Source organism: Streptomyces sp. LN549, assembly GCF_043203805.1.
Classification (GTDB): Bacteria; Actinomycetota; Actinomycetes; order Streptomycetales; family Streptomycetaceae; genus Streptomyces.
Map to the genome: position 1 here is coordinate 5,136,221 of NZ_JAZHRI010000002.1, position 26,892 is coordinate 5,163,112.

The window sequence follows — 26,892 nt, forward strand, 5'->3', positions numbered from 1 at the left end:
AGCCTCGCGATGTGGACAATTCAACCGTCTCAACCGTCGCAGGCGACGACCGTCGCAGCCGGCCGCGCGTCGGCCACATCCAGTTCCTGAACTGCCTTCCCCTCTACTGGGGGCTCGCGCGGACCGGAACCCTGCTCGACCTGGAGCTCTCGAAGGACACCCCGGAGAAGCTCAGCGAGCAGCTGATCAGGGGCGATCTGGACATCGGCCCCGTCACCCTCGTGGAGTTCCTGCGCAACGCCGACGACCTGGTCGCCTTCCCCGACATCGCGGTCGGCTGCGACGGGCCCGTCATGTCGTGCGTGATCGTGTCGCAGCGGCCCCTGGAGGACCTCGACCGGGCCCGGGTGGCGCTCGGCTCGACCTCGCGCACCTCCGTACGGCTGGCGCAGCTGCTGCTCGCCGAGCGGTTCGGTGTCACCCCCGACTACTACACCTGCCCGCCCGACCTCGGCCTGATGATGCAGGAGGCGGACGCCGCCGTCCTCATCGGTGACGCCGCGCTGCGCGCCAACCTGCACGACGCCCCCCGGCTCGGGCTCCAGGTCCACGACCTGGGCGCGATGTGGAAGGAGTGGACGGGGCTGCCGTTCGTCTTCGCCGTCTGGGCCGCGCGCAAGGACTACCTGGCGGCCGAGCCCACCGCGGTGAAGAAGGTCCATGAGGCGTTCCTGGCCTCGCGGGACGTGTCCCTGGAGGAGGTCACCAAGGTCGCGGAGCAGGCCGCGCGCTGGGAGGCCTTCGACGCGGAGGTCCTGGAGCGCTACTTCACGACGCTCGACTTCCGCTTCGGGTCCGCGCAGCTGGCGGGCGTCAAGGAGTTCGCGCGCAGGACCGGTCCGACGACGGGCTTCCCGGCGGATGTGAACGTCGAGCTTCTCGGCGGCTAGCGGTCGCGCCGGGCTTCCTCCGCCCCGTGCCGTCGGTACCGGCGGCACGGAATGCCCGGCCATTCCCGCCGTTCCCTTGTGCGGAACCCCCGGGTGGATGTGCGGATATCGATTCGGGTGAATTCGCGTTGAATGGCCGATTGGTGGAATGTGTCGGACGTGCGTCCCGATCCCTTCCGGGACGCACGTCCCCGACCCCTTCCGTAAACGACCGGCGGAACGGCACATTCACGCCTTTTGTTGTGGTGAATGACGCCGTTCGTTCCCTTGGGGACGAAATCGGCGGATGGTTTCCCCTGTGACCCGATGACCTTCGCCCCTAGGCTTCGGTCGGAGGTCCGGCCGGTCCACAGGGGGAGTCCGTATATGCAGCCGCTCGAAGCCGGCGAACCGCTGAGCATCGGTGCCTACCGGCTGCTCGGCCGGCTCGGCGCCGGCGGCATGGGCCGCGTCTATCTGGGGCGCAGCGCGGGCGGCCGTACCGTCGCGGTCAAGGTCGTCCACCCGCACTTCGCGCTCGACGAGCAGTTCCGTGCCCGCTTCCGGCGCGAGGTGGACGCGGCGCGGCGGATCGGTGCGCAGTGGACCGCGCCCGTCCTGGACGCCGACCCGGACGCCCCCGTTCCGTGGGTGGCCCACGGCTACGTGGCCGGGCCGCCGCTATCGGAAGCAGTCACCGAGCACGGGCCGCTGCCCGAACAGGCGGTACGCACCCTGGGCGCCGGGCTCGCCGAGGCGCTGACCGCGGTCCACGGGCAGGGCCTGATCCACCGGGACGTGAAGCCGTCCAACGTCCTGCTCGCCCTCGACGGCCCCCGGCTCATCGACTTCGGCATCGCCCGGGCCATCGACGCCACCGCCTCGCTCACCTCCACCGGTGTCTCGGTCGGCTCGCCCGGCTACATGGCGCCGGAGCAGATCCGCGGCCTGGACATCTCGGGCGCGGCCGACATCTTCTCGCTGGGAGCGGTGCTCGCGTACGCGGCGACCGGCGCCGCCCCCTTCCTCGGCGACTCCTCCGCAGTGCTCCTCTACAAGGTGGTGCACGAGGAACCCGAACTGGGCGAGCTGGAGGGCGGGCTGCGCGACGTCATCGCCTCCTGCCTCGCGAAGGACCCGGCCGTCCGGCCCACCCCGGCAGAGCTCGCCCGGCAGTTGGTGCCCGGCGGTGCGGCGGCCTCGGTGGCGGCGGGCTGGCTGCCCGGTCCGCTGGTGCGCGAGGTCAGCCGGTCGGCGGTCGCCCTGCTCGACCTGGAACCGCAGGCGGCGCCGCTGCAGTCGGGGCCGGTGCCGTTCAGCAACCCCTCGCTGGGGACGGCCGGGGTGGACGGCCCGCTCGGTGTCTTCGGCCCGCCGGTCGAACCGCCCCCGGCGTCCGGGCCGACCCCGCCGCCGCGGTTTCCCGCCACCGGGACGGGCGGGGTGCCCGGGCAGCGCACCCCCGATCCCCGGTTCGCCGTCACCATGAGCGCGGACTCGCGGCCGGGCGAGCACCGGGGGCGCAGGCTCAGCTGCACCGTCGCCCTCGCGGTGGCCGGTGCGCTCGCCGCGGTGACCGTGGGCAGCGCGTTCCTCTTCGACCTGATGCCTGGCGGGGGCGGTGCCGACAGCGCAGGGCACGGCGACGTCGGCGCGACCCCGTCCGCCACCTCGCCCGGCACGTCCTCGGGCACCTCCGACGCCGAGACGCCCGCACCGGCGGGCTCCGGGGCCGGCTCACCGGACCAGGTCACCGCGGTCCCGGACGCCTTCATCGGTACGTGGCGGGGGCCGCTCACCGAGAAGACGACCGGGGCGCCGCACGGCACACTCACCGCGGTGTTCGAGAAGGGGGGGAAGGGCGCCGAGGTCGTCCACATGACGACGACGATCACGGGCCTCGGCGTGGACGTCAGCTGCTTCAGCATCGCCACCCTCACCTCCGGAACGGACAAGGAGCTGAAGCTCAGGGAACGCGCCGATCCCGAACGCCCCGGCACGGCCGGGCTGTGCACCACCACGCCCGCCGACCTCCACTTCACCCGCGCAGCCGACGGCACCCTGCGGTTCCGGTCCGACGAGCGGGGCGCCGGACTCCCGTACGGCACGCTGATCCGGTCCGGCCGCTGACCCGCACCGGCGCTGGCGTACGCTGAGCCGGTCCGTAGATCCGTTGAAAAACCGCCGAAAGGTGACAGCCCGGTGACCGAGAAGGCCGACCTCCAGCCCATCCTCGACCGAGCCGCCGAAGGCGGCCGGATCACTCCGGCGGAGGCCCTCGACCTCTACCGGTCGGCGCCCCTGCACGCCCTGGGCGCGGCAGCCGACGCCGTGCGCCGGCGCCGCTACGCCGGTACGGAGCACATCGCGACGTACATCATCGAGCGCAACATCAACTACACGAACGTGTGCGTCACGGCCTGCAAGTTCTGCGCCTTCTACGCCGCGCCCAAGGACACCGCCAAGGGCTGGTCCCGCGACCTCGACGACATCCTGCGCCGCTGCGCGGAGACGGTCGAGCTCGGCGGCACGCAGATCATGTTCCAGGGCGGGCACCACCCGGACTACGGCGTGGAGTACTACGAGGAGCACTTCTCCGCGATCAAGAAGGCGTTCCCGCAGCTGGTCATCCACTCGCTGGGCGCCTCCGAGATCGAGCACATGGCCCGGATCTCCAAGGTCTCCGCCGAGGAGGCCATCCAGCGGATCCACGCCGCCGGGCTCGACTCCTTCGCCGGCGCCGGCGCCGAGCTGCTCCCGGCCCGGCCGCGCACCGCGATCGCCCCGCTCAAGGAGTCCGGCGAGCGCTGGCTGGAGATCATGGAGATCGCCCACGGCCTGGGGGTCGAGTCGACCTCCACCATGCTGATGGGCACCGGCGAGACGAACGCCGAGCGCATCGAGCACCTGAGCATGATCCGCGACGTGCAGGACCGTACCGGCGGCTTCCGCGCCTTCATCCCGTACACGTACCAGCCGGAGAACAACAAGCTGAAGGGCCAGACGCAGGCCACGCTCTTCGAGTACCTGCGGATGATCGCCATCGCCCGGATCTTCCTGGACAACGTCGCCCACATCCAGGGCTCCTGGCTCACCACGGGCAAGGAGGTCGGCCAGCTGTCGCTGCACTACGGCGCGGACGACCTCGGCTCGATCATGCTGGAGGAGAACGTCGTCTCCTCCGCCGGCGCCAAGCACCGCTCCAACCGCCTGGAGATCATCGACCTGATCCGCAAGGCGGACCGGGTGCCGGCCCAGCGCGCCACCACGTACGAGCACCTCGTCGTGCACGACGACCCGGCGAACGACCCGGTCGACGAGCGCGTGGTCTCGCACATCTCGTCCACCGCGATCGAGGGCGGCACCGCCCACCCGGAGCTCAAGCTCCTCAACGCCAACTAAGGTCTGTCGCCTTGCTGACGATCCACACCGCCGCCCTGCTCCTGCCGGGCGGCGGTCGTGCTCCCGTGCCCGGCGGCGCGGTGGCCGTGCAGGACGCGGTGACCGTCGCCTTCGGCCCGTACGGGGAACTGGCCGCGTCCCACCCCGCCGCCCGGGTCCGGCGCTGGCCGGGCGTCCTGACCCCGGGGCTCCTGCAACGGGACGCGGTCCGGCTGCTGGAGGGGTCGTACTTCCCCGATCCGCGTGAGGCGGACACCCTGGGCACGGCGCCGCTGACCGGCGAGGCGCTCGACGCGCTCGGGCCGGACGACACCTGGCGGGCCGGCAGCGTACGGCGCGGGCTGCACCGGATGCTCCGGCACGGGACGACCGCGGCGACGGCCGCCCCCACCGCATCGTCCGCCCTGATCACGGCCATGCGCCGGTCCGGGCTGCTGGTCATCGGCACTCAGGCGCACCCCGGTGGCGCGCCGCGGCTCGACCCGCTGGCCGGGGCCGTGGCGGTGGCCGGGGCGATGGCGGCACCGCTCACCGTCGGGGGGCGGGCCGATCTCGCCGCCTTCGACGTGCCGGACGAGGAGGCCCTGCTCGCGGCGGGCGGGGCGAGCTGTGTGGCGACGGTCGCGGCGGGGCGACTGGTGTACCGGGGCAGGTAGGCGGCACTCGCAAGGGCGTCACGGCACCGACGGGCCGCCGAGGTAACGGCCTTTCGCGTCGTAGGGCCAGGCGTTGGAGACGCATCCCCTGAGGCCGTAGATCTGCTGCATCATCGCGGGGGCGGGGCGGCCCTTGCCGGGGCAGGTCTCGTGGCCGTGGCCCAGCCAGTGGCCCACCTCGTGGTTGACGATCAGGGCACGGTAGTCGGCCAGCGGGCCGTGGAACTCCGGCGAACCCCGCTGCCAGCGCTTCAGGTTGACCATGACGTCGGTGCCGACCCGGCAGTTGACCTCGCCATGGGTGTCGAGGCCGCCCTTCCCGCAGATGCGGTCGGTGGTCGCGGGTGTGGCTATCCGGATGACCAGCCCCGCCGGGCCCTCGGCGACCTGGCGGAAGGAGTGCTCCCCGTGGTGCGACCAGCCCCGCGGCGCGGCCAGGACGCGGGCCACCTCGGCGGCGGCCTCGTCCGCGTCCAGGCCGGAGCCCTTCTCCACCTCGACCCGGTAGGCGTCGCCCTTACCGGTCTCCGAGGCGCCCGCGCGGGCCACCGTGAAGGTGGCGGATGCGGAGGACGTACTCGGATCGTGCCCACCGTTCCACCGGATGCCCACCACGGCTGCCGCGACCAGCACGACCGGCACGGCGGCCTTGACGAACAGCCGGTTCCGGCCGCCTTCCCGTTGCCCGCTCCGGCGAGTACTCCCTGCGGGCATTTGCGCCCTCCCCAGTCCTCGGTGGTTTCCACTCCCCGTTCTAAGGACCGGTGTCGGGGCCAATTGGTTCAGTCCACTTGCAAACGAGGTGAGGGCCGGGCGCGGGTCCGCGGAGCGTCACCGTACGGAAGGGCCGCCGAGGTACTGGCCTTTCGCGTCGTAGGGCCAGGCGTTGGAGACGCATCCCTTGAGGCCGTAGATCTGCTGCATCATCGCGGGGGCGGTGCGGCCCCTGCCGGGGCAGGTCTCGTGGCCGTGACCGAGCCAGTGCCCGACCTCGTGGTTGATGATCAGGGCGCGGTAGTCGGCGAGGGGGCCGTGGAACTCCGGCGAACCACTCTGCCAGCGCTTCAGGTTGACCATCACCACCTCGGCCAGCCGGCAGTTGACCTCGCCGTGGGTGTTCATGTCGCCCGTCGCGCAGATGCGGTCGGTGGTTGCCGGGGTGGCGATACGGATGACCAGCCCGGCGGGCCCCTCGGCGACCTGGTGGAACGAGCGCGCCCCGCCGTGAGCCCAGCCGCGTGGCGCGGCCAGGACGTCGGCGATCCGGGCGGCCGCCTCGTCCGGGTCCACGCCCGAACCGTTCTCGACCTCGACCCGGTAGGCGTTCCCGCCGCCGGACGAGGCCCCCGCACGGGCGACCGCGAACGTGCCCGGGCCGGATGCGGGGACACGGGGAGGCCTGCCGGCCCGCTGGGCAGCGGAGCGGGAGGGGGCCGGGGAACGGGTGGGAGGCGCGGTGGTCGTCCGCGGCTTCGCGGTGGGGGAGGACGACGTGGCGGCCGGGCGCGGGGCCGGGCCGGAGCCCGACGGCTCCGGCCCGGCCGCCGAGGCCGAGGCCGACGGGTCGTCGCCGCCCGCCCACCGGGGAGCGGCGACCGCGGCGACGCAGATCAGCGTCGCCGGGACGAGTACCGCGACCAGCACGCGTATCCGGCTGCGGCGCCGGCGCTTCTGCCGGGCGAGCCGACTGCCTCCCCGGCTCCGCCGTTGTCCCTGGTGCCGTCCGCTGTCAGCCGCCACGAACGGAGTGCTCCTTGTCCTCCATCGGATGCCCGTCCGCGTACTTCACGAGCTTCAGGAACCTGGAGTCACGGACGACGTGGAGCAGTTGGTCCACGTTGACCGGCGCCGACACCATCGAGGAGTCGTCACCGTCGACCGAGAGCCTGACTCTGCTGCTGCCGTACGTGAACGAGAGTTCGACGCCGGTGATGGCCTGCGAGCCCTTCTGGTTCCCCACCGCGCTGAAGGAGCGGACCCTGATGCCGCCCGGCAGCAACGCCGTCCTGCACCGGAAGCCCTTCGACGGGGTGTCCTTGCACGCCGGGTCCGCGCCGGCATCCCCCGGATCGGCCTGGGGGCGTACCGAGAAGATGACCGGGAAGGTGTTGCCGTCCGATCCGCCCTGATAGCGGTTCACCGCCAGGTCGACCGGGCGGACGGTGCCGAGCCGCTCGGGGAGCAGTTCGTCGAGCAGCACCGCGACCTGCCGCTGGAACTCCTCCTGCCGGGCCCGTTCGGCCGGCGGCAGATCGGCCATCGACGTCTCACCGGCGGTCGGCTCGATGTGCACGGGCGTGGGCGCGGGCCGGCCGGTAGCGGCCGGAGAGGGGGTGGCGGTCGTGGTCTGCGAGGCGGCGGACCCGGTCCGCGCCGTCTGCGCGCCCCCTCCGGAGCCCCACATCGGCAGGAGCGCGCCGAACACGCCCAGGGCCACCACGCCCGTCACCCCCGCCCCGACGGCAGCGCGGGCGCGGACCCGGCGCCTGCGGCCCTGGACCAGGGCGACGGGCACCAGGTCGGGCAGTGACGGTGCGCTCTCGGCGGCCTGCTCCATGGCCGCCCTGACCAGCAGGTCCTGGGCGTCGGTGTCCGGGCCCCGGCCGGGGGAGCGGTCAGTAAACATGTCCATGACGGTCTCCTCAGCTTCGGGTGGTGTAGAGATGCGCGTCGCCCAGGCGGGTGCGCAGCGTGGCGAGCGAGCGCGAACACTGGCTCTTCACGGTGGACGGGCTGCAGCGAAGCAGCTCGGCGACCGTCTCCACGCTCAGGTCCTCCCAGTAGCGCAGGACGACCATCGCCCGTGCGCGGGCGGGAAGTTCGGCGAGCGCGGCCAGCAAGGTGACGGTCAGCTCGGGGCCGACCGCGGGTGTGTGGGCGGCGATCGGCGTATGGGCACGGAAGTCGCGCAGCCGGCGCCGGCGTTCGGCGATGTAGGTGCGCGTCAGCACTGTGCGGGCGTAGGCGTCCGGATGGTCGGCCGCGCTCGCCCGGCCCCAGTGCTGGAACAGCTTCGCCAGCGTCGTCTGGGTCAGATCACGGGCGGCGTCGGCGTCCCCGCACAGCAGATACGCGGTGCGGTACAGGCGCCGCTGGCTTGCGCGGGCGAAATCCTCGAAGCCGGCGGCGTCCGCGTTGCGTCCGGCGGTCATCCAGCCTCCTCTGTGGTCTGTCGGTGGTCACTACGCCTGTTACTGAGTGCCGACGGGCCGGAAAGGTTGAAGCCGGACCGGGACCGGTTTCCGGCCCGACGGGACGCGGAGAAGTGGCGGGCGTGCCCTGGCCCGCCCGTGGGCGGCAGCGCGGCCGTGTCCAGCCCGCGGAGGCGCTGCGCCACTGATCGCCGTCGCGGGGTTCCCCGACAGCGGGCCCGCCCCGCCGCGGCCCGGCCGGGCTGCTTGAATGGGTGGGTGACCCGAGCCTCCCTGGACAAGCAGCCGCACGAAGTCGCCTCGATGTTCGACGACGTGGCGGCGAACTACGACCTCACCAATGACGTGCTCTCGCTCGGCCAGGCCCGGCTGTGGCGCAAGGAGGTCGCCGCCGCGGTGCACGCCCGGCCCGCGGAGAAGGTCCTCGACCTGGCCGCCGGGACCGCGACGTCCTCGCTGCCGTTCGCCGCGACCGGTGCGTACGTCGTGCCGTGCGACTTCTCCATCGGCATGCTGCGCGAGGGCAAGAAGCGCAACTCCTGGCTGCCCTTCACGGCGGGCGACGCCACGAAGCTGCCGTTCCGCGACGAGACGTTCGACGCGGTGACCATCTCCTTCGGGCTGCGCAACGTCCAGGACACGGACGCGGCGCTGCGTGAGCTCTACCGGGTGACCAAGCCGGGCGGCCGGGTGGTCATCTGCGAGTTCTCCCAGCCGGTCTGGGCACCGTTCCGGACCGTCTACACCGAGTACCTGATGCGGGCCCTGCCGCCGGTCGCGCGTGCGGTGTCGTCCAACCCCGACGCGTACGTCTACCTCGCCGAGTCGATCCGCGCCTGGCCCGACCAGGCCGGGCTCGCGGCCAAGCTCCAGCAGGCCGGCTGGTCGAAGGTCGCCTGGCGCAACCTCACGGGCGGTGTGGTCGCACTGCACCGGGGCGTACGCGCCTGAGGCCCGGGAGCTCGGGGCCGGCGGGGGCGCCGCCGGTGAAATCCGGTGCGGTGGATCCGAGTTGACGGGAACCGGGTAACGGGGAAGATGTGTCCGTTGATACGGCACGCGTCTTCCCGGTTCCTGTGTGTCACCGTTCCGGCCGTCCCCGTCTCCCCCTTGCGGAGTCCTCATGCCGTCGTACTGTCCCTTCTGCGGAACCCAGGCGCCGGACGAGGCGCGCTTCTGCATGAAGTGCGGGCGCGAACGCCCGCAGGCACCCGCGGCGCCTCCGCAGGCGCCCATGGCGCCCCCGCAGGCACCCGCGACGCCCCCGCCGCCCGTCGCGCCGCCGCCCCCTGCCGCGGTCCCGCTCGCTCCGGTGGCGGGCCCGCCCCTGCCGCCCGCGTACGCCCCGATGCCGGTGGTCCCGGCGGGGCCGTCACCCCTCGGCGCCTTCTTCGGCCGGGTGTTCCGGGGCGACTGGGCGGGCTCGGTGAAGGCCGCGGCCTGGCCGACCGGACTGATCGTGGCCCTCGCGGTGGCGCTCTCCATCCCGACGTACGGGCAGGGCGACGACGTCGTCGTCGGCTGGAGCGACCGGCTGCGGATCGCGCTCGCGATGCTGCTCCAGGCGTTCGGCGGCGGCTTCGAGCTCCGCGCGGTCGGACCCGGCGGCCTGAACGGCTCCGACTACGGCTCCGACTACGACTCCGATTACGGCTCCGACTACGACTACGGCTCCGGCGGCTCGGACTTCGGCTCGGACTTCGGGAGCCTGGACCCGGGCAGCCAGGGCAGTTACACGCTTGCCCTCATCCCGCTCACCGTCACCGTGCTCTGGATCGGTGCGCTGATCCTCGGCGCCCGTGCGGCCCGCAGACAGGGCGGCGGCCTGGAGGCCGCGGTACGGATCAGCCTCGTGGCCACCGCGGCCGTCCTGCTCCTCGGACTCTTCGCGCAGCCCGAGGTCGCGGACGTCGCGGTCTCGTCCTCCCCGGTCCTTGCCGCGCTCGGTGCGCTCGTCATGGCGCTGCTGGTCACCTGCGGCGTACTGCAACGCGACGCGGCGGCCCAGTGGCTGGCGGGACGGCCCGGTGCGCTGACCCTGGTGCGGGCCGCCGGTTCGGCGGTCCGGGCGCTCGGCGTCGTACTGCTGCTCTGCTCCCTGATCGGCTTCGTCCTGTACGCCACCTCGGACGACGTCAACGGCGAATCCCTGCTGGTCGCCCTGCCGTTCCTGCCCAACATCGGACTGCACGTGCTCGGCCTGAGCTGGGGCGCACACGTCGAGTACGACAGCCACGGGTGGCGGGCCCTCCTCGACTCCGGTCCGGAGCGCGGTGGCTTCGGTCTGTCCGAAATGGGTGACGAACTGGGTGGCTGGGCGGTGACCGGGGCGCTCGTCACCGGCGTCGTCTGCGCGCTCACGGTCGGGCTGCTGGCCGCGCGCCGCTCGGCAGGCCGGGGCGAACAGGCAACCGCGGGCGGGCTGTTCCTGCTGCTGTTCCTGACGCTGGCCGGGCTGGGCGGAATCTCGGCGGAGTTCTCCGGCCGCATCGACGACACGAACGGCCGAGGCGCCGTCGAACTCGCCCTGAGCGTGTCGGACGTGCTGCTGTTCGGCCTGCTGTGGGTGGGCGGTGCCGTGCTCGTCGCGCCGTACCTGCTGCGGCTGACGGGGCGTGCCGGGGCGGTTCCGCCGGCGTACGCGGCGTACCCGGCGGCTCCGGGCCCGTTCACGCCCGCTCCCGCCCCCGCTCCTGAACCGTCCGGCGGCAGACGGACCGTCGTCATCTGGTGCGCGACGCTCGCCGCCGCGCTGCTCGTCGGCGGCGGGGTGACCGCCGGTGTGCTGGCGCTGAAGGACCGCAACAGCGACGACAACAAGCCCGCCCCGGTCCGGAGCAGCGAGACGTCGACGGAGTCACCGCCGACCGGACAGTTCGACCCCGACACGCCCACCGACCAGGTCAACGCCCCCGAGGGACCCTCGACGGCCCGGTCCGTCCGGCTGGCAGGCGACCCCGGCTGACCCCGGGCGTCAGCGGTCCAGCTCCAGCCGGAAGCACCGGGCCTCCTGGCCCGCCCGGGGCGTCGTGAAGCTCTCCGCCTGCTCCATGCCCAGGCGCCGGGCCACGGCGATCGACCGCTCGTTGAGCGCGTCGATCGTCGCCACCACCCGCTCCACCCCGGCCGCGCGCAGCCGCTCCAGCGTGAGGCGCGCGGCCGCGGTCACGTAACCGCGGCCCCAGGCGGACCGGGTCAGCCGCCAGCCGATCTCGATCTCGCCCACCGGCCCGTACGCAGCGTGCGGCCACGGCTGCGCGCCGGTGAAGCCGAGCACCTCGCCGTTGCCGTCGAGCACGGTCCACAGGCAGAAGCCCAGCTCGGCGTCGTGTCTGCGCTGGCGGGCGGTCCACTCCTCGTACATGGACAGCTCGTCGGACGTACCGCCGAAGAACTCCATCACCTCCGGGTCGTCGAACGCGCGGTGCCAGGCCACCGCGTCCTCGTCGGTCGGGACACGCAGTTGTACGACGGGGAGTGGGGGAGGCGCGATCGACATCGGGGAGCCCTTCGGAGGTTGATCAGCAGGCCCCCATAGACTGCCCTGGCCATGTGCCGCGCGGCACGCGAATTCGAGTCTTCGGGAGATCCGACCGTGACCGAGCCCCTGTCCGAACACAGCGCGGACGTGATCGTCGTCGGGGCAGGCCCGGCCGGCTCCACGACCGCCTACTACCTCGCCAAGGCCGGACTCGACGTCCTGCTCCTGGAGAAGACCGCCTTCCCGCGCGAGAAGGTCTGCGGTGACGGGCTCACGCCGCGCGCCACCAAGCAGCTCGTCTCCATGGGCATCGACATCTCCGAAGAGGCCGGCTGGCTGCGCAACAAGGGCCTGCGCATCATCGGCGGGGGCGTCCGCCTCCAGCTGGACTGGCCGGATCTCGCCTCGTACCCGGACTACGGACTGGTCCGCAAGCGCGACGACTTCGACGAGCAGCTGGCCCGCCAGGCACAGAAGGCGGGTGCGCGGCTGTACGAGCGCTGCAACGTCGGCGCCCCGGTCAAGGACGAGCGCACCGGCCGGATCACCGGCGTGCACGCGAAGCTCGGCGAGGAGAAGACCCCGGTCACCTTCCACGCCCCCCTCGTCGTCGCCGCCGACGGGAATTCCACCCGGCTCTCCGTCGCGATGGGCCTGCACCGTCGCGAGGACCGCCCGATGGGTGTCGCGGTCCGTACGTACTTCACCTCACCCCGCCACGACGACGACTACCTGGAGTCCTGGCTGGAGCTCTGGGACCGCCGCGGCGCCGAGGACCGGCTGCTGCCCGGCTACGGCTGGATCTTCGGCATGGGCGACGGCACCTCCAACGTCGGACTCGGCATCCTCAACTCCTCCTCCGCCTTCAAGGAGCTGGACTGGCGCGAGGTCCTCAAGGCCTGGTGCGCCTCCATGCCGGAGGACTGGGGATACACCCCCGAGAACATGACGATGCCGATCCGCGGCGCCGCCCTCCCGATGGCGTTCAACCGCCAGCCGCACTACACCAAGGGACTGCTGCTCGTCGGTGACGCGGGCGGCATGGTCAACCCGTTCAACGGCGAAGGCATCGCGTACGCCATGGAGTCGGGGCAGATCGCCGCGGACGTCATCGTCCAGGCGCACGCCCGCGCGACCCCGGCCCAGCGCGAACTGGCACTGAACAACTATCCGAAGGTGCTCAAGGAGACCTACGGCGGCTACTACACGATGGGCCGCGCCTTCGTGAAGCTGATCGGCAACCCGAAGGTCATGAAGGTCGCCACCCAGCGCGGCCTCACGCACCCGCTGCTGATGAAGTTCACCCTGAAGATGCTCGCCAACCTCACCGACCCGACGGGCGGTGACGCGATGGACCGCATCATCAACGGTCTGACGAAGGTGGCTCCGCGGTCCTGACCCGGCGGGACCCGGCGGAGTGGATCCGGGCAGTGGGTACGACGAGAACCGCGGTCGCGGCTCCGAGCCACATGAGCGCGGTGAGCGAGGCGTGGTCGACGACGTGGCCGCCGGCCAGCGCGCCGGCGGCGATCGTCGCCTGGAAGGACGCGGTGAACAGGACCGAGGCCGCCTCGGGGGGTCTGCGGGGCGGCGCGGGCGAACCAGGTCTGTGAGCAGACCGGGACGGCGCCGTAGCCGAGACCCCAGAGGACGAGGAGCGCGAGCGCGCCCGCTTCGGACCGGCCGAGGACGGGCAGGAGCGCCGTCGCGGCGGCGATCGTCGCGGCGGCCGCCGCGAACGCGGTGTGCGGACGGTGTGTCACCAGGGCGCCCCCGAGGAAGTTGCCGGCCACGCCTGCGGCCCCGTAGACCAGCAGGAAGCCGGTGATCATTCCCGGGCCCGCGTGGGTGAACTCCTGCAGAAACGGCGTTACATACGTGTACATGCCGAAATGGGCCAGTACGACGAGGAACGTCAGCAGGAGTGCGAACCGGGTGTCCGTGCCGCGCAGCATGGCGCGGAGCACGGAGGGGCGGGTGATCCGGTCCGGCGGCAGGGCGGGCAGGGTCAGGAGCAGCAGGGCCAGCACGCCCGTGGACAGCAGGCCCATCGTGACGAACGCGGCGCGCCAGCCCGCCAGATCACCGATGAGCGTGCCGGCGGGGACGCCGAGCACGGAGCCGAGGGGGACGGCGGCGAAGACGAACGCCGTCGCCCGGGCGGCCGACGCCGGGCGGACCAGCCGGCCTGCCAGACCGGCGCCGATCGACCAGAAGCCGCCGATGGTGATGCCGACGAGGACCCGGGCGACCAGCACCAGCCAGTAGGCCGTCGCCGCCGCGGTGAGGAAGTTGGCCACCGCGAGCAGCAGGACGAAGCCGCAGAGCATCAGCCGGCGGTCGACGCGGGCCGTCGCGAGGGTCACCACCGGGGCGGCGACGGCGGCGAGGAGTCCCGGCATCGTCATCATCAGGCCCGCGGTGCCGTCCGCGACGGCGAAGTCGGCCCCGATCGGCGTCAGCAGGCCGACAGGGAGGATCTCGGTGGTGACGATGGCGAAGATGCCCAGCATCACGGAGAGGGCGGCCAGACGGCCGCGTAAGGGCGTGCGGGACGTGGTGCGGGTGCGGGGGGTGGCCGTGGTGGACATGGCGGGGCCGTCCTGAGCTCGGTGACGCGGGGGCTGTTCGCCCCAGTTCACAAGCTCCGGCGGGCGGAGTCCGGCAGGTTCGCGACGTCACCCGTGGCCGCCGGGGGTGACGTCGCGAACCTGCCGGAAACGGCGAAGGGCCGCAGCTCCCGAGCGGGGGAGCGACGGCCCTTCGATGTGCGCCGAGGCGCTTGTGAATCCGTGAACTCAGAGGACGCGGACCGCGCCGGTCGGCGGGTCGTAGTCCAGGGAGCGCTGCACCACACCGGTGGAGGAGTTCTGCGCTCCGACGAACTGGCCGCCGCCCACGTAGATCCCGACGTGGTACGCGCTGCCCGCGCCGCCCCAGTAGAGGATGTCGCCCGGCTGGAGGTTGCTCAGCGAGACCTGGGTGCCCGCGGTCGACTGGCTCTGCGAGACGCGGGGCAGGTCGACGCCCACCGTGCGGTACGCGGCCTGGACGAGGCCGGAGCAGTCCCAGGAGTTGGGGCCGGTGCCGCCGGGCACGTACGCGTCGCCGACCTGCGCCTGCGCGAACGCGACGATGGAGGCGGCGGAGCCCGTGGCGGTGGAGGTGTACGACGTCGTTGCGGACGACGAGGACGAGCCGGACGAGGAGGAGCCGGTGGAGGCGCTCAGCGTCGTGCGCGCGGCGGAGCGGGAGGCGCGCTCGGCGGCCTCCGCCTTGGCCTTCGCGGCTGCTTCGGCCTTCTTCTTGGCCTCGGCCTTGCGGACCGCCTCGGCCTTGGCCTTCTTGGCGGCCTTTGCGGCGGTCGTGGCCGCGGCTTCCTCGTGGGCCTGCGTCTCCAGGTCCAGGGCGACCTGCTGCGTGGCCTCGGCGGACGCCGCGACGGCGGTGGAGAGCCCGGCCGTGATGGTGGGCATCTCGATGGTCTGGGTCACCGGCTCGGCCTGGGCCGGACCAGCGGCGCCTGCGACCGCGATGGTGCTGAGGACGCCACCGGCAACTCCGGCCCGCAGCGCCGTCTTCGAGGCGTTTCGGCGGGGCTTCCGGTGGCTGGGTATGAGAGCGGTGTGGGACATGGGTACTAGCGCTATCAGGGCCTCAGGGGTCCCATCAAGAAACGTGTGTTGCGACACAGTTACGTCCGGAACCTGTGAATCCGCTTCCTGAGAGCCCTTATTGACGCCGTAACGGACAAAACGGGCAGGCTCGATCACGGCTGTGATCACGGGCTTTCGGTAATACGCCCGAATTGCCCGTCACTTACCATCCGTTCACACGGTTGGCCAAGCCCGCTTGTATGGCGACCTCCGTCGAGTGGCGCAGGTCACAGTGTGCTCTCGGCCTGACGGGCATACGAGGGTCCGGCGCCACGAGCGTCCCGCCGGCGGGGAACTGGCGGTGCGCGGCGACCCATTCGCCCCATAGGGGGTGGATGTCGAGATGCGTCCACTTCGTTCCGGGTGACCCCCCGTGCGAGTGAGCCTGCCTTCATCCCAGAGTGGGGCAGATCCCTTTATCACCCGATCGCGTCCATCGCCAATTTGGCGACGGGTGCTGCGGCTTGATAGGGCGACACCTCTTTGACCAGCGGTAACGGCAGCAGATGTCACGTCTCGTGATCACTCGGCCGCTTCGTGTACGAAGATCACCGCTCATCCGACTTCATGATCGTTCGTCAGGTGGTGGAGATCACAAAGACGTTGTCGTACCCCGTGTCGCAGATCACAGGACGGCAGGCATAGGATGCGGGGCAGTCGGGCTTGTGAACTGCCTCACATGTGCACGATCTTGGTGAGGTGGCGAGCCAGGTCGCCCGATGCGGTCCAACGGTCAAGGACGACTGGAAGGAGCGAGGAGCGTGAATGCCTACGCGCCCATCCTCGTGCTCGGCGCCCTCGGGGCGGGGTTTGCGATCTTCTCCGTGGTCAGCGCCACGCTTATCGGTCCCAAGCGCTACAACCGGGCGAAGCTCGAAGCGTACGAGTGCGGTATCGAACCCACCCCGACTCCAGCCGGAGGCGGCCGTTTTCCCATCAAGTACTACCTGACGGCGATGCTCTTCATCGTCTTCGACATCGAGATCGTCTTCCTCTATCCCTGGGCGGTCACCTTCGACGCCCTCGGGATCTTCGGGCTCGTCGAGATGCTGCTCTTCGTGCTCACCGTCTTCGTCGCCTACGCGTATGTATGGCGTCGCGGCGGCCTGGAATGGGACTGAGGGGCTGAGGGGCACACATGGGACTCGAAGAGAAGCTGCCCAGCGGCTTCGTGCTGACCACTGTCGAGCAGGCCGCCGGCTGGGTACGGAAGTCCTCCGTCTTCCCGGCCACCTTCGGCCTCGCCTGCTGCGCCATCGAGATGATGACGACCGGGGCCGGTCGCTACGACCTGGCCCGGTTCGGCATGGAGGTCTTCCGCGGATCACCGCGGCAGGCGGACCTGATGATCGTGGCGGGGCGGGTCAGCCAGAAGATGGCGCCCGTGCTGCGGCAGGTCTATGACCAGATGCCGAACCCCAAGTGGGTCATCTCCATGGGGGTTTGCGCGTCATCGGGCGGAATGTTCAACAATTACGCCATTGTTCAGGGTGTTGATCATATTGTCCCGGTTGATATCTATTTGCCAGGCTGCCCGCCGCGGCCCGAGATGCTGATGGACGCGATTCTCAAGCTCCACCAGAAGATCCAGGGCTCCAAGCTCGGGGTCAACGCGGAGGAGGCCGCCCGTGAGGCGGAGGAAGCGGCGCTCAAGGCACTGCCCCTGATCGAGATGAAGGGGCTGCTGCGATGAGCGACCAGGAGCAGAACGGCAACGGCGTCCCCGCCCCGCGCGACGAGCACGGCGAGGTCATCGGCGTACGCAAGGGGATGTTCGGCGCCGACAACGGCGGCGACACCTCCGGCTACGGCGGCCTCGTCCGCACCGTCGCCCTGCCGGGCGCCACCGCGCGCCCGTACGGCGGCTGGTTCGACGAGGTGGCCGACGAGCTCGAAGGGGCCCTGGAGGAACAGGGTCTGCTTCCCGGCAACGCCATCGAGAAGACGGTCGTCGACCGCGACGAGCTCACCTTCCACATCGCCCGCGAGCACCTGCCCACCGTCGCCAGGACCCTGCGCGACGACCCGGCACTGCGCTTCGAGCTCTGTACGGGGGTGAGCGGCGTCCACTTCCCCGGTGACAAGGGACGCGAGCTGCACGCCGTCTACCACCTGCGCTCGATCACCCACAGCCGGCTCATCCGGCTGGAGGTGTCCACGCCGGACAGCGATCCGCACATTCCGTCCCTCGTCGCGGTCTACCCGACCAACGACTGGCACGAGCGCGAGACCTACGACTTCTTCGGGCTCGTCTTCGACGGGCATCCCGCCCTCACCCGGATCATGATGCCGGACGACTGGCAGGGCTTCCCGCAGCGCAAGGACTATCCGCTCGGCGGCATCGCCGTCGAGTACAAGGGCGCCCAGATCCCGGCTCCGGACCAGCGGAGGTCGTACTCCTGATGACCACTCCCCACGCGACACCCCGCGCCACGACGGAGGGGACTGTATATACAGTCACCGGCGGCGACTGGGACGAGGTCGTCGAGTCGGCGGCCAAGTCCGACGACGAGCGCATCATCGTCAACATGGGTCCCCAGCACCCGTCCACGCACGGAGTGCTCCGGCTGATCCTGGAGATCGACGGCGAGACCGTCACCGAGGCCCGCTGCGGCATCGGCTACCTCCACACCGGCATCGAGAAGAACCTCGAATTCCGGAACTGGACGCAGGGCACCACCTTCGTCACGCGCATGGACTACCTGACGCCGTTCTTCAATGAGACGGCGTACTGCCTGGGAGTCGAGAAGCTCCTCGGCATCGAGGACCAGATCCCCGACCGGGCCACCGTCCTTCGCGTGCTCCTGATGGAGCTCAACCGGATCTCCTCGCACCTGGTGTGCATCGCCACCGGCGGCATGGAGCTCGGCGCCACGACGATCATGATCTACGGCTTCCGCGATCGTGAACTGGTTCTCGATCTCTTCGAGCTGATCACCGGTCTGCGGATGAACCACGCGTTCGTCCGCCCCGGCGGACTCGCCCAGGACCTGCCCCCGGGCGCGGTCGACCAGCTGCGCGAGTTCGTGAAGACCATGAAGAAGAACCTGCCGGAGTACGACAAGCTCGCCACCGGCAACCCCATCTTCAAGGCCCGCATGCAGGACGTCGGCTACCTCGACCTCACCGGCTGCATGGCGCTCGGCGCCACCGGCCCGGTCCTGCGCTCCGCCGGGCTCCCGCACGACCTGCGCAAGACCGATCCCTACTGCGGGTACGAGAACTACGAGTTCGACGTCCCCACCGCTGACAGCTGCGACTCCTACGGCCGCTTCCTCATCCGCCTGGAGGAGATGCGCCAGTCGCTGCGGATCGTCGAGCAGTGCATCGACCGGCTCGCGCCGGGACCGGTCATGGTCGCCGACAAGAAGATCGCCTGGCCCGCGCAGCTCGCGCTCGGACCGGACGGACTCGGCAACTCGCTCGACCACATCAAGAAGATCATGGGCACCTCCATGGAGGCCCTGATCCACCACTTCAAGCTGGTGACCGAGGGCTTCAGGGTCCCGGCCGGGCAGGCGTACACAGCGGTCGAGTCGCCCAAGGGCGAACTCGGCGTGCACGTCGTCTCGGACGGCGGCACCCGCCCCTACCGGGTCCACTTCCGCGACCCGTCCTTCACCAACCTCCAGGCCATGGCAGCGATGTGCGAGGGCGGCCAGGTCGCCGACGTCATCGTCGCCGTCGCATCCATCGACCCCGTGATGGGAGGCGTCGACCGGTGACCGAAGCACGTCAGGAAGTCAGTCTGGGGATGCCGCAGCTCCCCGCCCCCGCCTACCCGGCCGAGGTGCGCGCCAGGCTCGAAGCGGATGCGAAGGAGGTGATCGCCCGCTACCCCGGCAGCCGCTCCGCGCTGCTGCCGCTGCTGCACCTCGTGCAGTCCGAGGAGGGGTACGTCTCGCGTACGGGCATGGCGTTCTGCGCCGACGTGCTCGGCCTCACCACCGCCGAGGTCACCGCGGTCGCCACCTTCTACACGATGTACCGGCGGAAGCCCAGCGGCGACTACCAGGTCGGCGTCTGCACCAACACGCTCTGCGCGGTGATGGGCGGCGACGCGATCTTCGACCGGCTCAAGGAGCACCTCGGCGTCGGCAACGACGAGACGACCGAGGACGGCAAGGTCACCCTCGAACACATCGAGTGCAACGCGGCCTGCGACTTCGCGCCCGTCGTGATGGTCAACTGGGAGTTCTTCGACAACCAGACGCCCGAGAGCGCGACGCAGCTCGTCGACGACCTGATCGCCGGCCGCACCGTCGAGCCGACCCGCGGCGCCCCGCTGTGCTCGTACAAGGAGACGGCCCGGATCCTGGCCGGCTTCCCCGACGAGCGCCCCGGCGCCGTCGAGGCGTCCGGCGGCGCCGGTCCCGCCTCGCTCATCGGCCTGAAGCTGGCCAAGGGCGAGGCCACACCGCAGCCCCGCGTGGTGGGACCGCGAGGCGAGGCCCCGCGCGACGAACCGCAGAAGGGCGCCGAACACCTCAGCTCCCACGATGCGCCACAGCAGACCTCGGCCTCCGACCCGGACCACCCGGCCGGTCCCGTAGCCGAGGAGGGGGAGTGATGACGTTGGCCGCCGAAATCGACAAGAACGGGACCAGTCCCGAGAAGCTTCTCGCGCCTGTCCTGTCCGCCTTCTGGGACCAGCCGGAATCCTGGACCCTGGACACCTACCGGCGCCACGAGGGGTACGAGGGGCTGCGCAAGGCCCTCGCCATGTCCCCGGACGACCTCATCGCGTACGTCAAGGACTCCGGTCTGCGCGGACGTGGCGGCGCCGGCTTCCCCACCGGGATGAAGTGGCAGTTCATCCCGCAGGGCGACGGCAAGCCGCACTACCTGGTGGTCAACGCCGACGAGTCGGAACCCGGGACCTGCAAGGACATCCCGCTCCTCTTCGCCAACCCGCACAGCCTGATCGAAGGCATCGTGATCGCCTGCTACGCGATCCGCTCCTCGCACGCCTTCATCTACCTGCGCGGCGAAGTCGTCCCCGTACTGCGGCGGTTGCACGAGGCCGTGCGCGAGGCGTACGAGGCGGGCTATCTCGGTACGAACATCATGGGCTCCGGACTCGATCTGGAACTCACCGTGCACGCGGGCGCCGGTGCGTACATCTGCGGTGAGGAGACCGCACTGCTCGACTCGCTCGAAGGACGCCGCGGCCAGCCACGGCTGCGCCCGCCCTTCCCCGCTGTCGCCGGCCTGTACGCCTGCCCCACTGTGGTGAACAACGTCGAGTCCATCGCCTCGGTTCCCGCGATCCTGAACAAGGGCAAGGACTGGTTCAAGTCCATGGGCAGCGAGAAGTCCCCGGGCTTCACGCTGTACTCCCTCAGCGGCCATGTCTCGGGACCCGGCCAGTACGAGGCCCCGCTCGGCATCACGCTGCGCCAGCTCCTCGACATGAGCGGCGGCATGCGCCCCGGTCACCGGCTGAAGTTCTGGACCCCGGGCGGCTCCTCCACCCCCATGTTCACCGAGGAGCACCTCGACGTGCCCCTCGACTACGAGGGCGTCGGCGCCGCCGGATCCATGCTCGGCACCAAGGCGCTCCAGTGCTTCGACGAGACGACCTGCGTCGTGCGGGCCGTCACCCGCTGGACCGAGTTCTACGCCCACGAGTCCTGCGGCAAGTGCACGCCATGCCGTGAGGGCACGTACTGGCTGGTCCAGTTGCTCCGCGACATCGAGGCAGGCAAGGGCCAGATGGCCGACCTCGACAAGCTGAACGACATCGCCGACAACATCAACGGCAAGTCCTTCTGCGCCCTCGGCGACGGCGCCGCCTCGCCGATCTTCTCCTCGCTGAAGTACTTCCGCGAGGAGTACGAGCAGCACATCACCGGCAAGGGCTGCCCCTTCGATCCCGCCAGGTCGACCGTCTGGGCCGACGACAAGAACGCATCCCAGGGGGTGAACGCATGACAGTCACCACGAGTGCGCCCTCCGGGGGCGGCGAGGCGGCGCTCCCGCCCGAGGACCTGGTCACGCTGACCATCGACGGCATCGAGATCAGCGTGCCCAAGGGCACCCTGGTCATCCGGGCCGCCGAACTCCTCGGCATCGAGATCCCGCGCTTCTGCGACCACCCGCTCCTCGACCCGGCCGGCGCCTGCCGCCAGTGCATCGTCGAGGTCGAGGGCCAGCGCAAGCCGATGGCGTCCTGCACCATCACCTGCACCGACGGCATGGTCGTCAAGTCGCAGATCACCTCGCCGGTCGCCGACAAGGCGCAGCGCGGCGTGATGGAGCTGCTGCTCATCAACCACCCGCTGGACTGTCCGGTCTGCGACAAGGGCGGCGAGTGCCCGCTGCAGAACCAGGCGATGTCGCACGGCGATCCGACCTCCCGCTTCGACGGGAAGAAGCGGACGTACGAGAAGCCCGTCCCGCTCTCCACCCAGGTGCTGCTGGACCGTGAGCGGTGCGTGCTCTGCGCGCGCTGCACCCGGTTCACCAACCAGGTGGCGGGCGACCCGATGATCGAGCTGATCGAGCGCGGCGCGCTCCAGCAGGTCGGCACCGGCCAGGGCGACCCGTTCGAGTCGTACTTCTCCGGCAACACCATCCAGATCTGCCCGGTCGGGGCACTGACCTCGGCGGCGTACCGGTTCCGCGCCCGCCCCTTCGACCTGGTGTCGACCCCCTCGGTGTGCGAGCACTGCGCGGGCGGCTGCGCCACCCGCACCGACCACCGGCGCGGCAAGGTCATGCGGCGCCTCGCCTCCAACGACCCCGAGGTCAACGAGGAGTGGCTCTGCGACAAGGGCCGCTTCGGCTTCCGCTACGCGCAGCAGCGCGACCGGCTCACCACCCCGCTGGTCCGGGGCGAGTCCGGCGAGCTGGAGCCGGCGAGCTGGCCCGAGGCGCTGGCCGCCGCGGCCGCCGGACTCTCCGCGGCCCGCGGCCGGACCGGGGTCCTCACCGGCGGCCGGCTGACCGTCGAGGACGCTTACGCGTACAGCAAGTTCGCCCGGATCGCTCTGGACACCAACGACATCGACTTCCGGGCCCGGGTGCACAGCGACGAGGAGGCCGACTTCCTGGCCGCCCGGGTCGCCGGCCGCGGCCGTGACCTGGACGGCGCGGGGGTCACGTACACCTCGCTGGAGAAGGCTCCGACCGTGCTGCTGGTCGGGTTCGAGTCCGAGGAGGAGGCGCCCGGCGTCTTCCTGCGGCTGCGCAAGGCGAACCGCAAGCACGGCCAGCGCACCTTCGCCGTCGCCTCGCACGCCACCCGCGGCCTCACGAAGGCGGGCGGCACGCTGCTGCCCGCCGCCCCCGGCACCGAGACCGAGTGGCTGGACGCCATCGCGGGCGGTGTCGGCCTGGACGGCGACGGAGCCGTCGCGGCCGAGGCGCTGCGCGGCGGCGGCGCCCTGATCGTGGTGGGTGAGCGACTGGCCGGAGTGCCGGGCGGGCTGACCGCCGCGGTACGGGCCGCGACCGCGACCGGAGCCACCCTGGTGTGGATCCCGCGCCGGGCCGGCGAGCGCGGTGCGGTGGAGGCGGGCGCGCTCCCGTCGCTGCTGCCCGGCGGCCGTCCGGCCACCGACCCGCGGGCCCGGGACGAGGTGGCGGCCGTCTGGGGCGTCGCCGAACTCCCGTCCCGCTTCGGCCGCGACACCGGTCAGATCGTCGAGGCCGCGGCCACCGGCGAACTGGGCGCGCTGCTCGTCGCCGGTGTCGAGCCGGCCGACCTGCCCGATCCGGCCCGGGCCCTGGAGGCCCTGGACCAGGTGGGCTTCCTGGTCTCGCTGGAGCTCCGCCCCAGCGAGGTCACCGACCGCGCCGACGTGGTGTTCCCGGTCGCCGCGGTCGCCGAGAAGTCCGGCACCTTCCTCAACTGGGAGGGCAGGGCGCGGATGTTCGAGGCCGCGCTGAAGCCCGAGCAGATGACCCGCAACCTGGCCCCGGGCGACGCCCGGGTGCTGCACATGCTGGCCGACGCGCTCGACGTCCACTTCGCACTGCCGGACCTGAAGTCGGTACGCCGCGAGCTGGACCGGCTCGGCGGCTGGCAGGGCGCGCACGCCGACGACCCGCGTGCCTCGGCGCAGCCGCTGCCCCGGCCCGGCGACGGCGAGGCCATCCTCGCGGGCCACCGGATGCTGCTCGACCTCGGCCGCCTCCAGGAGGGCGACGAGGCGCTGGCCGGGACCCGGCACGCGGCGGTCGCCCGGCTCTCCGCAGCCACCGCGGCCGAGACCGGCGTCAAGGACGGCGATCTGCTGGCCGTGTCCGGCCCGGCGGGCAGCGTGCAACTGCCGCTCCAGGTCACCGAGATGCCGGACCGGGTGGTCTGGGTGCCGCTGAACTCCGTCGGGCGAGGCGTTCCGGCCGACACCGGTGCCCAGCCCGGCGGTCCGGTCCGGATCGGCCCCGCCGCACCCGGCATTTCCGACGTCACACCGGAGGTGGGGGCGTGAGTGCCTTCGCTCAACTGGCCGCGGGTCCGCACGGCGCCGTGCTCGCCGCCGAGGACCTGTCGATGTTCGGCACCGACCCCTGGTGGCTCGTCGTCATCAAGGCGGTCTTCTGCTTCGCGTTCCTGATGGTGACCGTGCTCTTCTCCATCGTGTGGGAGCGCAAGGTCGTCGCCTGGATGCAGCTGCGCATCGGCCCGAACCGGCACGGCCCCTGGGGCATGCTCCAGTCGCTCGCCGACGGCATCAAGCTGATGCTGAAGGAAGACGTCATCGTCAAGCGGGCGGACAAGGTCGTCTACGTCCTCGCCCCGATCATCGCGGCGATTCCCGCGTTCATGGCGATCGCCGTCATCCCGTTCGGACCGTCCGGCAACGAGGTCTCGATCTTCGGGCACCGTACGGCGATGCAGCTGACCGACCTGCCGATCGCGATGCTCTACATCCTCGCGGTCGCCTCGGTCGGGATCTATGGCATCGTGCTGGCGGGCTGGTCCTCCGGATCGACGTACCCGCTGCTCGGCGGTCTCCGCTCCTGCGCGCAGATGATCTCCTACGAGATCGCGATGGGCGCCGCGTTCGCCTCGGTCTTCCTCTACTCCGGGTCCATGTCGACCTCGAAGATCGTGGAGGCGCAGGAGGACCGCTGGTTCATCATCCTGCTGCCGGTCTCCTTCATCATCTACATCGTCACGATGGTGGGTGAGACCAACCGCGCCCCGTTCGACATGCCGGAGTCCGAGGGCGACCTGGTCGGCGGCTTCAACACCGAGTACTCGTCGATCAAGTTCGCGATGTTCATGCTCGCCGAGTACGTCAACATGGTCACCGTCTCCGCGGTCTCCACGACCCTGTTCCTGGGCGGCTGGCGGGCCCCGTGGCCGATCAGCACCTTCTGGGAGGGCGCGAACCACGGCTGGTGGCCGATGCTCTGGTTCGTCCTCAAGGTCCAGCTCCTGCTGTTCTTCTTCATCTGGCTGCGCGGCACGCTGCCCCGCGTCCGCTACGACCAGCTGATGAAGCTGGGCTGGAAGGTCCTGATCCCGGTCTCCGTGGTCTGGCTGATGCTGGTCGCGACGGTGCGGGCGCTGCGCAACGAGGGCTACGACTTCTCGAAGATCCTGCTCTACGTGGCCGGGGCCGTGATCGCGGTCCTGCTGATCTCCTTCGTGGCCGACATCTTCCGCGACAAGAAGGGCCGGGAAGCCGCGGCCCAGGCGGAACCGGAGCCGGCGTTCGACCCGATGGCGGGCGGGTTCCCGGTGCCGCCCCTGCCCGGACAGACCCTGCCGCCCGTGCCGCGGCGCAGGCCGCGCCGTGAGCGGGAGCTCGTTGTCAGTGGCGGCGTGGATACTCAGAGTGACGGAAATCCGAGTGACGGAAAGGAGGCCGGCAATGTCTGAACTGTCTGAGTCGCCGGGGTCCAAGAGGCCGGCGAAGTCCACCGGACCGACGGGGTCGACCGCGTCCTCGCAGTCCTCGCAGTCCTCCGATTCTTCGGAGGACAAGTTCCAGAATCCGGTGGCCGGCTTCGGCGTGACCTTCAAGGCCATGTTCAAGAAGCGGCTGACCGAGCAGTATCCGGAGACGCCGAAGGTGACGGCGCCGCGCTTCCACGGCCGGCACCAGCTCAACCGCCACCCGGACGGCCTGGAGAAGTGCATCGGCTGCGAGCTGTGCGCCTGGGCCTGCCCGGCGGACGCGATCTACGTCGAGGGCGCGGACAACACCGACGAGGAGCGCTACTCCCCGGGGGAGCGCTACGGCCGCGTCTACCAGATCAACTACGCGCGCTGCATTCTCTGCGGACTGTGCATCGAGGCCTGCCCGACCCGGGCGCTGACGATGACCAATGAGTTCGAGCTCGCCAACACCACCCGCGAGAGCCTCATCTACACCAAGGACGAGCTGCTCGCGGGCCTGGAGGAAGGCATGGTCGACAGTCCGCACGCGATCTTCCCCGGCACGGACGAACAGGACTACTACCGGGGCTTGGTCACCGAGGCCGCCCCCGGTACGGAACGCCAGCTCGCCGTCTCCAAGGGTGAGAAGCCGGACGACGCGGCCGGCGAGAGCGACGGCGCCACGCAGGAGGTGGACGCATGACCGGCCTGGCCGCAGCGGCCTCCCAGACCTCGACCGGTGAGGCCTTCCAGTTCTGGGTGCTGGGCACGGTCGCCGTGATCGGCGCCCTGTCCACCGTGCTGATGAAGAAGGCCGTGCACAGCGCGCTGAGCCTCGCCGGGACCATGATCATCCTGGCGGTGTTCTACCTCGCCAACGGCGCCTACTTCCTCGGCGTCGTCCAGATCGTCGTCTACACCGGCGCGATCATGATGCTGTTCCTCTTCGTGGTCATGCTCGTCGGTGTCACGGCGGCGGACTCGCTGAAGGAGACCCTCAAGGGCCAGCGCTGGCTGGCCGCCGGCTGCGGGCTCGGCTTCGGCGTGCTCCTGATCGCCGGCATCGGCAACGCCTCGCTGAACAGCTTCAACGGACTCGGCACGGCCAACGCGGAGCACGGCGGAAACGTGGAGGGGCTCGCCAGCCTCATCTTCACCAAGTACGTCTTCGCCTTCGAGATCACCGGCGCGCTGCTGATCACCGCCACCGTCGGCGCGATGGTGCTCACGCACCGCGAGCGCACCGAACGGGCGAAGACCCAGCGGGAGATGTCCGAGGACCGCGTGCGCAGCAACCACGTGCCGCCGCTGCCCGCACCCGGTGTCTACGCCCGGCACAACGCCGTGAACGTCGCCGGACTGCTCCCGGACGGCACACCGTCCGAACTCACCGTCATGCAGACGCTGCGCAAGCGCGGCCAGATGCGCGATGTGTCCCACGAGTCGCTGGCCGGCCTCAAGGCACTGGAGCAGCGCTCCGGTGAGCGGCTCGGCCGGGACACCGCAGAAGAAGAGGAGGTCGCCAAGTGAATCCGGTCAACTACCTCTATCTCGCCGCTCTGCTGTTCACCATCGGCGCGGCCGGGGTGCTGATCAGGCGGAACGCGATCGTGGTGTTCATGTGCGTGGAGCTGATGCTCAACGCCTGCAACCTCGCGTTCGTGACCTTCTCCCGGATGCACGGCAATCTCGACGGCCAGATCATCGCCTTCTTCACGATGGTCGTCGCCGCCGCGGAGGTCGTGGTCGGGCTCGCGATCATCGTGTCGCTGTTCCGTTCCCGCCACTCGGCCTCGGTCGACGACGCCAGCCTGATGAAGTTGTAGAGGGGCGCTGGA

Annotated in this window: 24 protein-coding genes and 1 pseudogene; 18 read left to right on the forward strand and 7 right to left on the reverse strand. The window is 70.9% G+C overall.

All coding sequences use genetic code 11. The features are described from left to right. The first annotated feature begins 11 nt into the window (after positions 1-11). From SH922_RS23320 to SH922_RS23335, 4 genes are all read left to right on the forward strand, one after another. A complete protein-coding gene (locus SH922_RS23320; RefSeq protein WP_393059837.1) occupies positions 12-890 on the forward strand; it encodes a menaquinone biosynthetic enzyme MqnA/MqnD family protein in 879 nt (292 codons plus the stop codon). 366 nt (positions 891-1,256) lie between these two features. After that, the gene (locus tag SH922_RS23325; protein WP_393059838.1) at positions 1,257-2,999 is read left to right on the forward strand and encodes a serine/threonine-protein kinase; all 1,743 of its coding nucleotides are present in this window, start codon (positions 1,257-1,259) and stop codon (positions 2,997-2,999) included. 72 nt (positions 3,000-3,071) lie between these two features. Beyond that, a complete protein-coding gene (gene mqnC / locus SH922_RS23330) occupies positions 3,072-4,271 on the forward strand; it encodes a cyclic dehypoxanthinyl futalosine synthase (protein ID WP_350991924.1) in 1,200 nt (399 codons plus the stop codon). Between the two features lie 11 nt (positions 4,272-4,282). Then, the gene (locus SH922_RS23335) at positions 4,283-4,927 is read left to right on the forward strand and encodes a hypothetical protein (RefSeq protein WP_393059839.1); all 645 of its coding nucleotides are present in this window, start codon (positions 4,283-4,285) and stop codon (positions 4,925-4,927) included. Positions 4,928-4,945: 18 nt separating this feature from the next. Here SH922_RS23335 and SH922_RS23340 read toward each other — a convergent pair whose 3' ends face one another. From SH922_RS23340 to SH922_RS23355, 4 genes are all read right to left on the reverse strand, one after another. Next, a complete protein-coding gene (locus SH922_RS23340) occupies positions 4,946-5,641 on the reverse strand; it encodes a DUF3152 domain-containing protein (RefSeq protein ID WP_393059840.1) in 696 nt (231 codons plus the stop codon). 117 nt (positions 5,642-5,758) lie between these two features. Then, positions 5,759-6,571, reverse strand: coding sequence for a DUF3152 domain-containing protein (locus SH922_RS23345; protein WP_393063665.1), 813 nt, complete (start codon positions 6,569-6,571; stop codon positions 5,759-5,761). Between the two features lie 85 nt (positions 6,572-6,656). Beyond that, positions 6,657-7,559, reverse strand: a complete 903-nt coding sequence (locus tag SH922_RS23350) for a hypothetical protein (protein WP_393059841.1) — start codon at positions 7,557-7,559, stop codon at positions 6,657-6,659. Positions 7,560-7,569: 10 nt separating this feature from the next. Then, positions 7,570-8,079: a SigE family RNA polymerase sigma factor gene (locus tag SH922_RS23355; RefSeq protein WP_393059842.1), complete on the reverse strand. Its 510-nt coding sequence runs from the start codon at positions 8,077-8,079 to the stop codon at positions 7,570-7,572. Between the two features lie 258 nt (positions 8,080-8,337). Here SH922_RS23355 and SH922_RS23360 point away from each other — a divergent pair, with 258 nt between their 5' ends. After that, entirely contained in the window at positions 8,338-9,030 is a 693-nt protein-coding gene (locus tag SH922_RS23360) for a demethylmenaquinone methyltransferase (protein ID WP_362550090.1), read from the forward strand. Positions 9,031-9,202: 172 nt separating this feature from the next. Continuing rightward, complete coding sequence (locus SH922_RS23365; RefSeq protein WP_393059843.1) at positions 9,203-11,044, forward strand: zinc ribbon domain-containing protein; 1,842 nt, start codon at positions 9,203-9,205, stop codon at positions 11,042-11,044. Between the two features lie 9 nt (positions 11,045-11,053). On the opposite strand, the gene SH922_RS23370 is transcribed toward SH922_RS23365, so the two are convergent. Further along, complete coding sequence (locus SH922_RS23370) at positions 11,054-11,578, reverse strand: GNAT family N-acetyltransferase (RefSeq protein ID WP_393059844.1); 525 nt, start codon at positions 11,576-11,578, stop codon at positions 11,054-11,056. A gap of 96 nt (positions 11,579-11,674) precedes the next feature. On the opposite strand from SH922_RS23370, the gene SH922_RS23375 reads away from it, so the two are divergent. Next, positions 11,675-12,958: a geranylgeranyl reductase family protein gene (locus tag SH922_RS23375; protein WP_393059845.1), complete on the forward strand. Its 1,284-nt coding sequence runs from the start codon at positions 11,675-11,677 to the stop codon at positions 12,956-12,958. On the opposite strand, the pseudogene SH922_RS23380 reads toward SH922_RS23375, so the two are convergent. Next, positions 12,924-14,151 (reverse strand): annotated as a pseudogene (locus SH922_RS23380) (MFS transporter). The gene SH922_RS23375 and the pseudogene SH922_RS23380 sit on opposite strands and share 35 nt — an antisense overlap. Before the next feature lie 207 nt (positions 14,152-14,358). After that, the gene (locus SH922_RS23385) at positions 14,359-15,195 is read right to left on the reverse strand and encodes a C40 family peptidase (RefSeq protein WP_393059846.1); all 837 of its coding nucleotides are present in this window, start codon (positions 15,193-15,195) and stop codon (positions 14,359-14,361) included. A 782-nt stretch (positions 15,196-15,977) separates the two neighbouring features. Between SH922_RS23385 and SH922_RS23390 the strand changes: the two genes are divergently transcribed. Genes SH922_RS23390 through nuoK form a run of 11 tightly spaced genes read left to right on the forward strand, consistent with a single transcriptional unit; the run spans position 15,978 to position 26,880 of the window. Further along, on the forward strand, positions 15,978-16,337 hold the full coding sequence (locus SH922_RS23390) for an NADH-quinone oxidoreductase subunit A (RefSeq protein WP_123460983.1): 360 nt from the start codon (positions 15,978-15,980) through the stop codon (positions 16,335-16,337). Between the two features lie 17 nt (positions 16,338-16,354). After that, positions 16,355-16,909, forward strand: a complete 555-nt coding sequence (locus tag SH922_RS23395) for an NADH-quinone oxidoreductase subunit B family protein (protein WP_111337185.1) — start codon at positions 16,355-16,357, stop codon at positions 16,907-16,909. Next, positions 16,906-17,619 carry an NADH-quinone oxidoreductase subunit C gene (locus SH922_RS23400; protein WP_393059847.1) on the forward strand — a complete coding sequence of 238 codons (714 nt, stop codon included), beginning with the start codon at positions 16,906-16,908 and terminating at the stop codon, positions 17,617-17,619. Before SH922_RS23395 ends, SH922_RS23400 begins: the two co-directional genes overlap by 4 nt. Further along, the gene (locus SH922_RS23405; protein ID WP_350991962.1) at positions 17,619-18,941 is read left to right on the forward strand and encodes an NADH-quinone oxidoreductase subunit D; all 1,323 of its coding nucleotides are present in this window, start codon (positions 17,619-17,621) and stop codon (positions 18,939-18,941) included. Before SH922_RS23400 ends, SH922_RS23405 begins: the two co-directional genes overlap by 1 nt. A gap of 29 nt (positions 18,942-18,970) precedes the next feature. Then, positions 18,971-19,786 (forward strand): NADH-quinone oxidoreductase subunit NuoE, encoded by an 816-nt coding sequence (gene nuoE / locus SH922_RS23410; protein ID WP_393063666.1) that lies wholly within the window; start codon positions 18,971-18,973, stop codon positions 19,784-19,786. Beyond that, positions 19,783-21,150, forward strand: coding sequence for an NADH-quinone oxidoreductase subunit NuoF (gene nuoF / locus SH922_RS23415; protein ID WP_393059848.1), 1,368 nt, complete (start codon positions 19,783-19,785; stop codon positions 21,148-21,150). The genes nuoE and nuoF overlap by 4 nt, the downstream gene beginning before the upstream one ends. Further along, a complete protein-coding gene (locus SH922_RS23420) occupies positions 21,147-23,654 on the forward strand; it encodes an NADH-quinone oxidoreductase subunit G (protein WP_393059849.1) in 2,508 nt (835 codons plus the stop codon). The genes nuoF and SH922_RS23420 overlap by 4 nt, the downstream gene beginning before the upstream one ends. Continuing rightward, positions 23,651-25,054 carry an NADH-quinone oxidoreductase subunit NuoH gene (gene nuoH, locus SH922_RS23425; RefSeq protein ID WP_393059850.1) on the forward strand — a complete coding sequence of 468 codons (1,404 nt, stop codon included), beginning with the start codon at positions 23,651-23,653 and terminating at the stop codon, positions 25,052-25,054. The genes SH922_RS23420 and nuoH overlap by 4 nt, the downstream gene beginning before the upstream one ends. Further along, on the forward strand, positions 25,047-25,757 hold the full coding sequence (nuoI, locus tag SH922_RS23430; RefSeq protein WP_393059851.1) for an NADH-quinone oxidoreductase subunit NuoI: 711 nt from the start codon (positions 25,047-25,049) through the stop codon (positions 25,755-25,757). The genes nuoH and nuoI overlap by 8 nt, the downstream gene beginning before the upstream one ends. Beyond that, the gene (locus tag SH922_RS23435; RefSeq protein WP_393059852.1) at positions 25,754-26,584 is read left to right on the forward strand and encodes an NADH-quinone oxidoreductase subunit J; all 831 of its coding nucleotides are present in this window, start codon (positions 25,754-25,756) and stop codon (positions 26,582-26,584) included. The genes nuoI and SH922_RS23435 overlap by 4 nt, the downstream gene beginning before the upstream one ends. Then, a complete protein-coding gene (nuoK, locus tag SH922_RS23440; protein ID WP_018101339.1) occupies positions 26,581-26,880 on the forward strand; it encodes an NADH-quinone oxidoreductase subunit NuoK in 300 nt (99 codons plus the stop codon). The genes SH922_RS23435 and nuoK overlap by 4 nt, the downstream gene beginning before the upstream one ends. Positions 26,881-26,892 lie beyond the last annotated feature (12 nt).

Bases quoted from the DNA above. Each gene is read 5' to 3' on its own strand.
- SH922_RS23395 (WP_111337185.1), top strand. From the start codon at position 16,355: ATGGGACTCGAAGAGAAGCTGCCCAGCGGCTTCGTGCTGACCACTGTC.
- SH922_RS23435 (WP_393059852.1), top strand. From the start codon at position 25,754: ATGACCGGCCTGGCCGCAGCGGCCTCCCAGACCTCGACCGGTGAGGCC.
- SH922_RS23365 (WP_393059843.1), top strand. From the start codon at position 9,203: ATGCCGTCGTACTGTCCCTTCTGCGGAACCCAGGCGCCGGACGAGGCG.
- SH922_RS23400 (WP_393059847.1), top strand. From the start codon at position 16,906: ATGAGCGACCAGGAGCAGAACGGCAACGGCGTCCCCGCCCCGCGCGAC.
- SH922_RS23405 (WP_350991962.1), top strand. From the start codon at position 17,619: ATGACCACTCCCCACGCGACACCCCGCGCCACGACGGAGGGGACTGTA.
- SH922_RS23325 (WP_393059838.1), top strand. From the start codon at position 1,257: ATGCAGCCGCTCGAAGCCGGCGAACCGCTGAGCATCGGTGCCTACCGG.
- SH922_RS23370 (WP_393059844.1), bottom strand. From the start codon at position 11,578: ATGTCGATCGCGCCTCCCCCACTCCCCGTCGTACAACTGCGTGTCCCG.
- nuoE (WP_393063666.1), top strand. From the start codon at position 18,971: ATGCCGCAGCTCCCCGCCCCCGCCTACCCGGCCGAGGTGCGCGCCAGG.
- SH922_RS23340 (WP_393059840.1), bottom strand. From the start codon at position 5,641: ATGCCCGCAGGGAGTACTCGCCGGAGCGGGCAACGGGAAGGCGGCCGG.
- SH922_RS23350 (WP_393059841.1), bottom strand. From the start codon at position 7,559: ATGGACATGTTTACTGACCGCTCCCCCGGCCGGGGCCCGGACACCGAC.
- SH922_RS23420 (WP_393059849.1), top strand. From the start codon at position 21,147: ATGACAGTCACCACGAGTGCGCCCTCCGGGGGCGGCGAGGCGGCGCTC.
- SH922_RS23385 (WP_393059846.1), bottom strand. From the start codon at position 15,195: ATGTCCCACACCGCTCTCATACCCAGCCACCGGAAGCCCCGCCGAAAC.
- nuoI (WP_393059851.1), top strand. From the start codon at position 25,047: ATGTCTGAACTGTCTGAGTCGCCGGGGTCCAAGAGGCCGGCGAAGTCC.
- SH922_RS23355 (WP_393059842.1), bottom strand. From the start codon at position 8,079: ATGACCGCCGGACGCAACGCGGACGCCGCCGGCTTCGAGGATTTCGCC.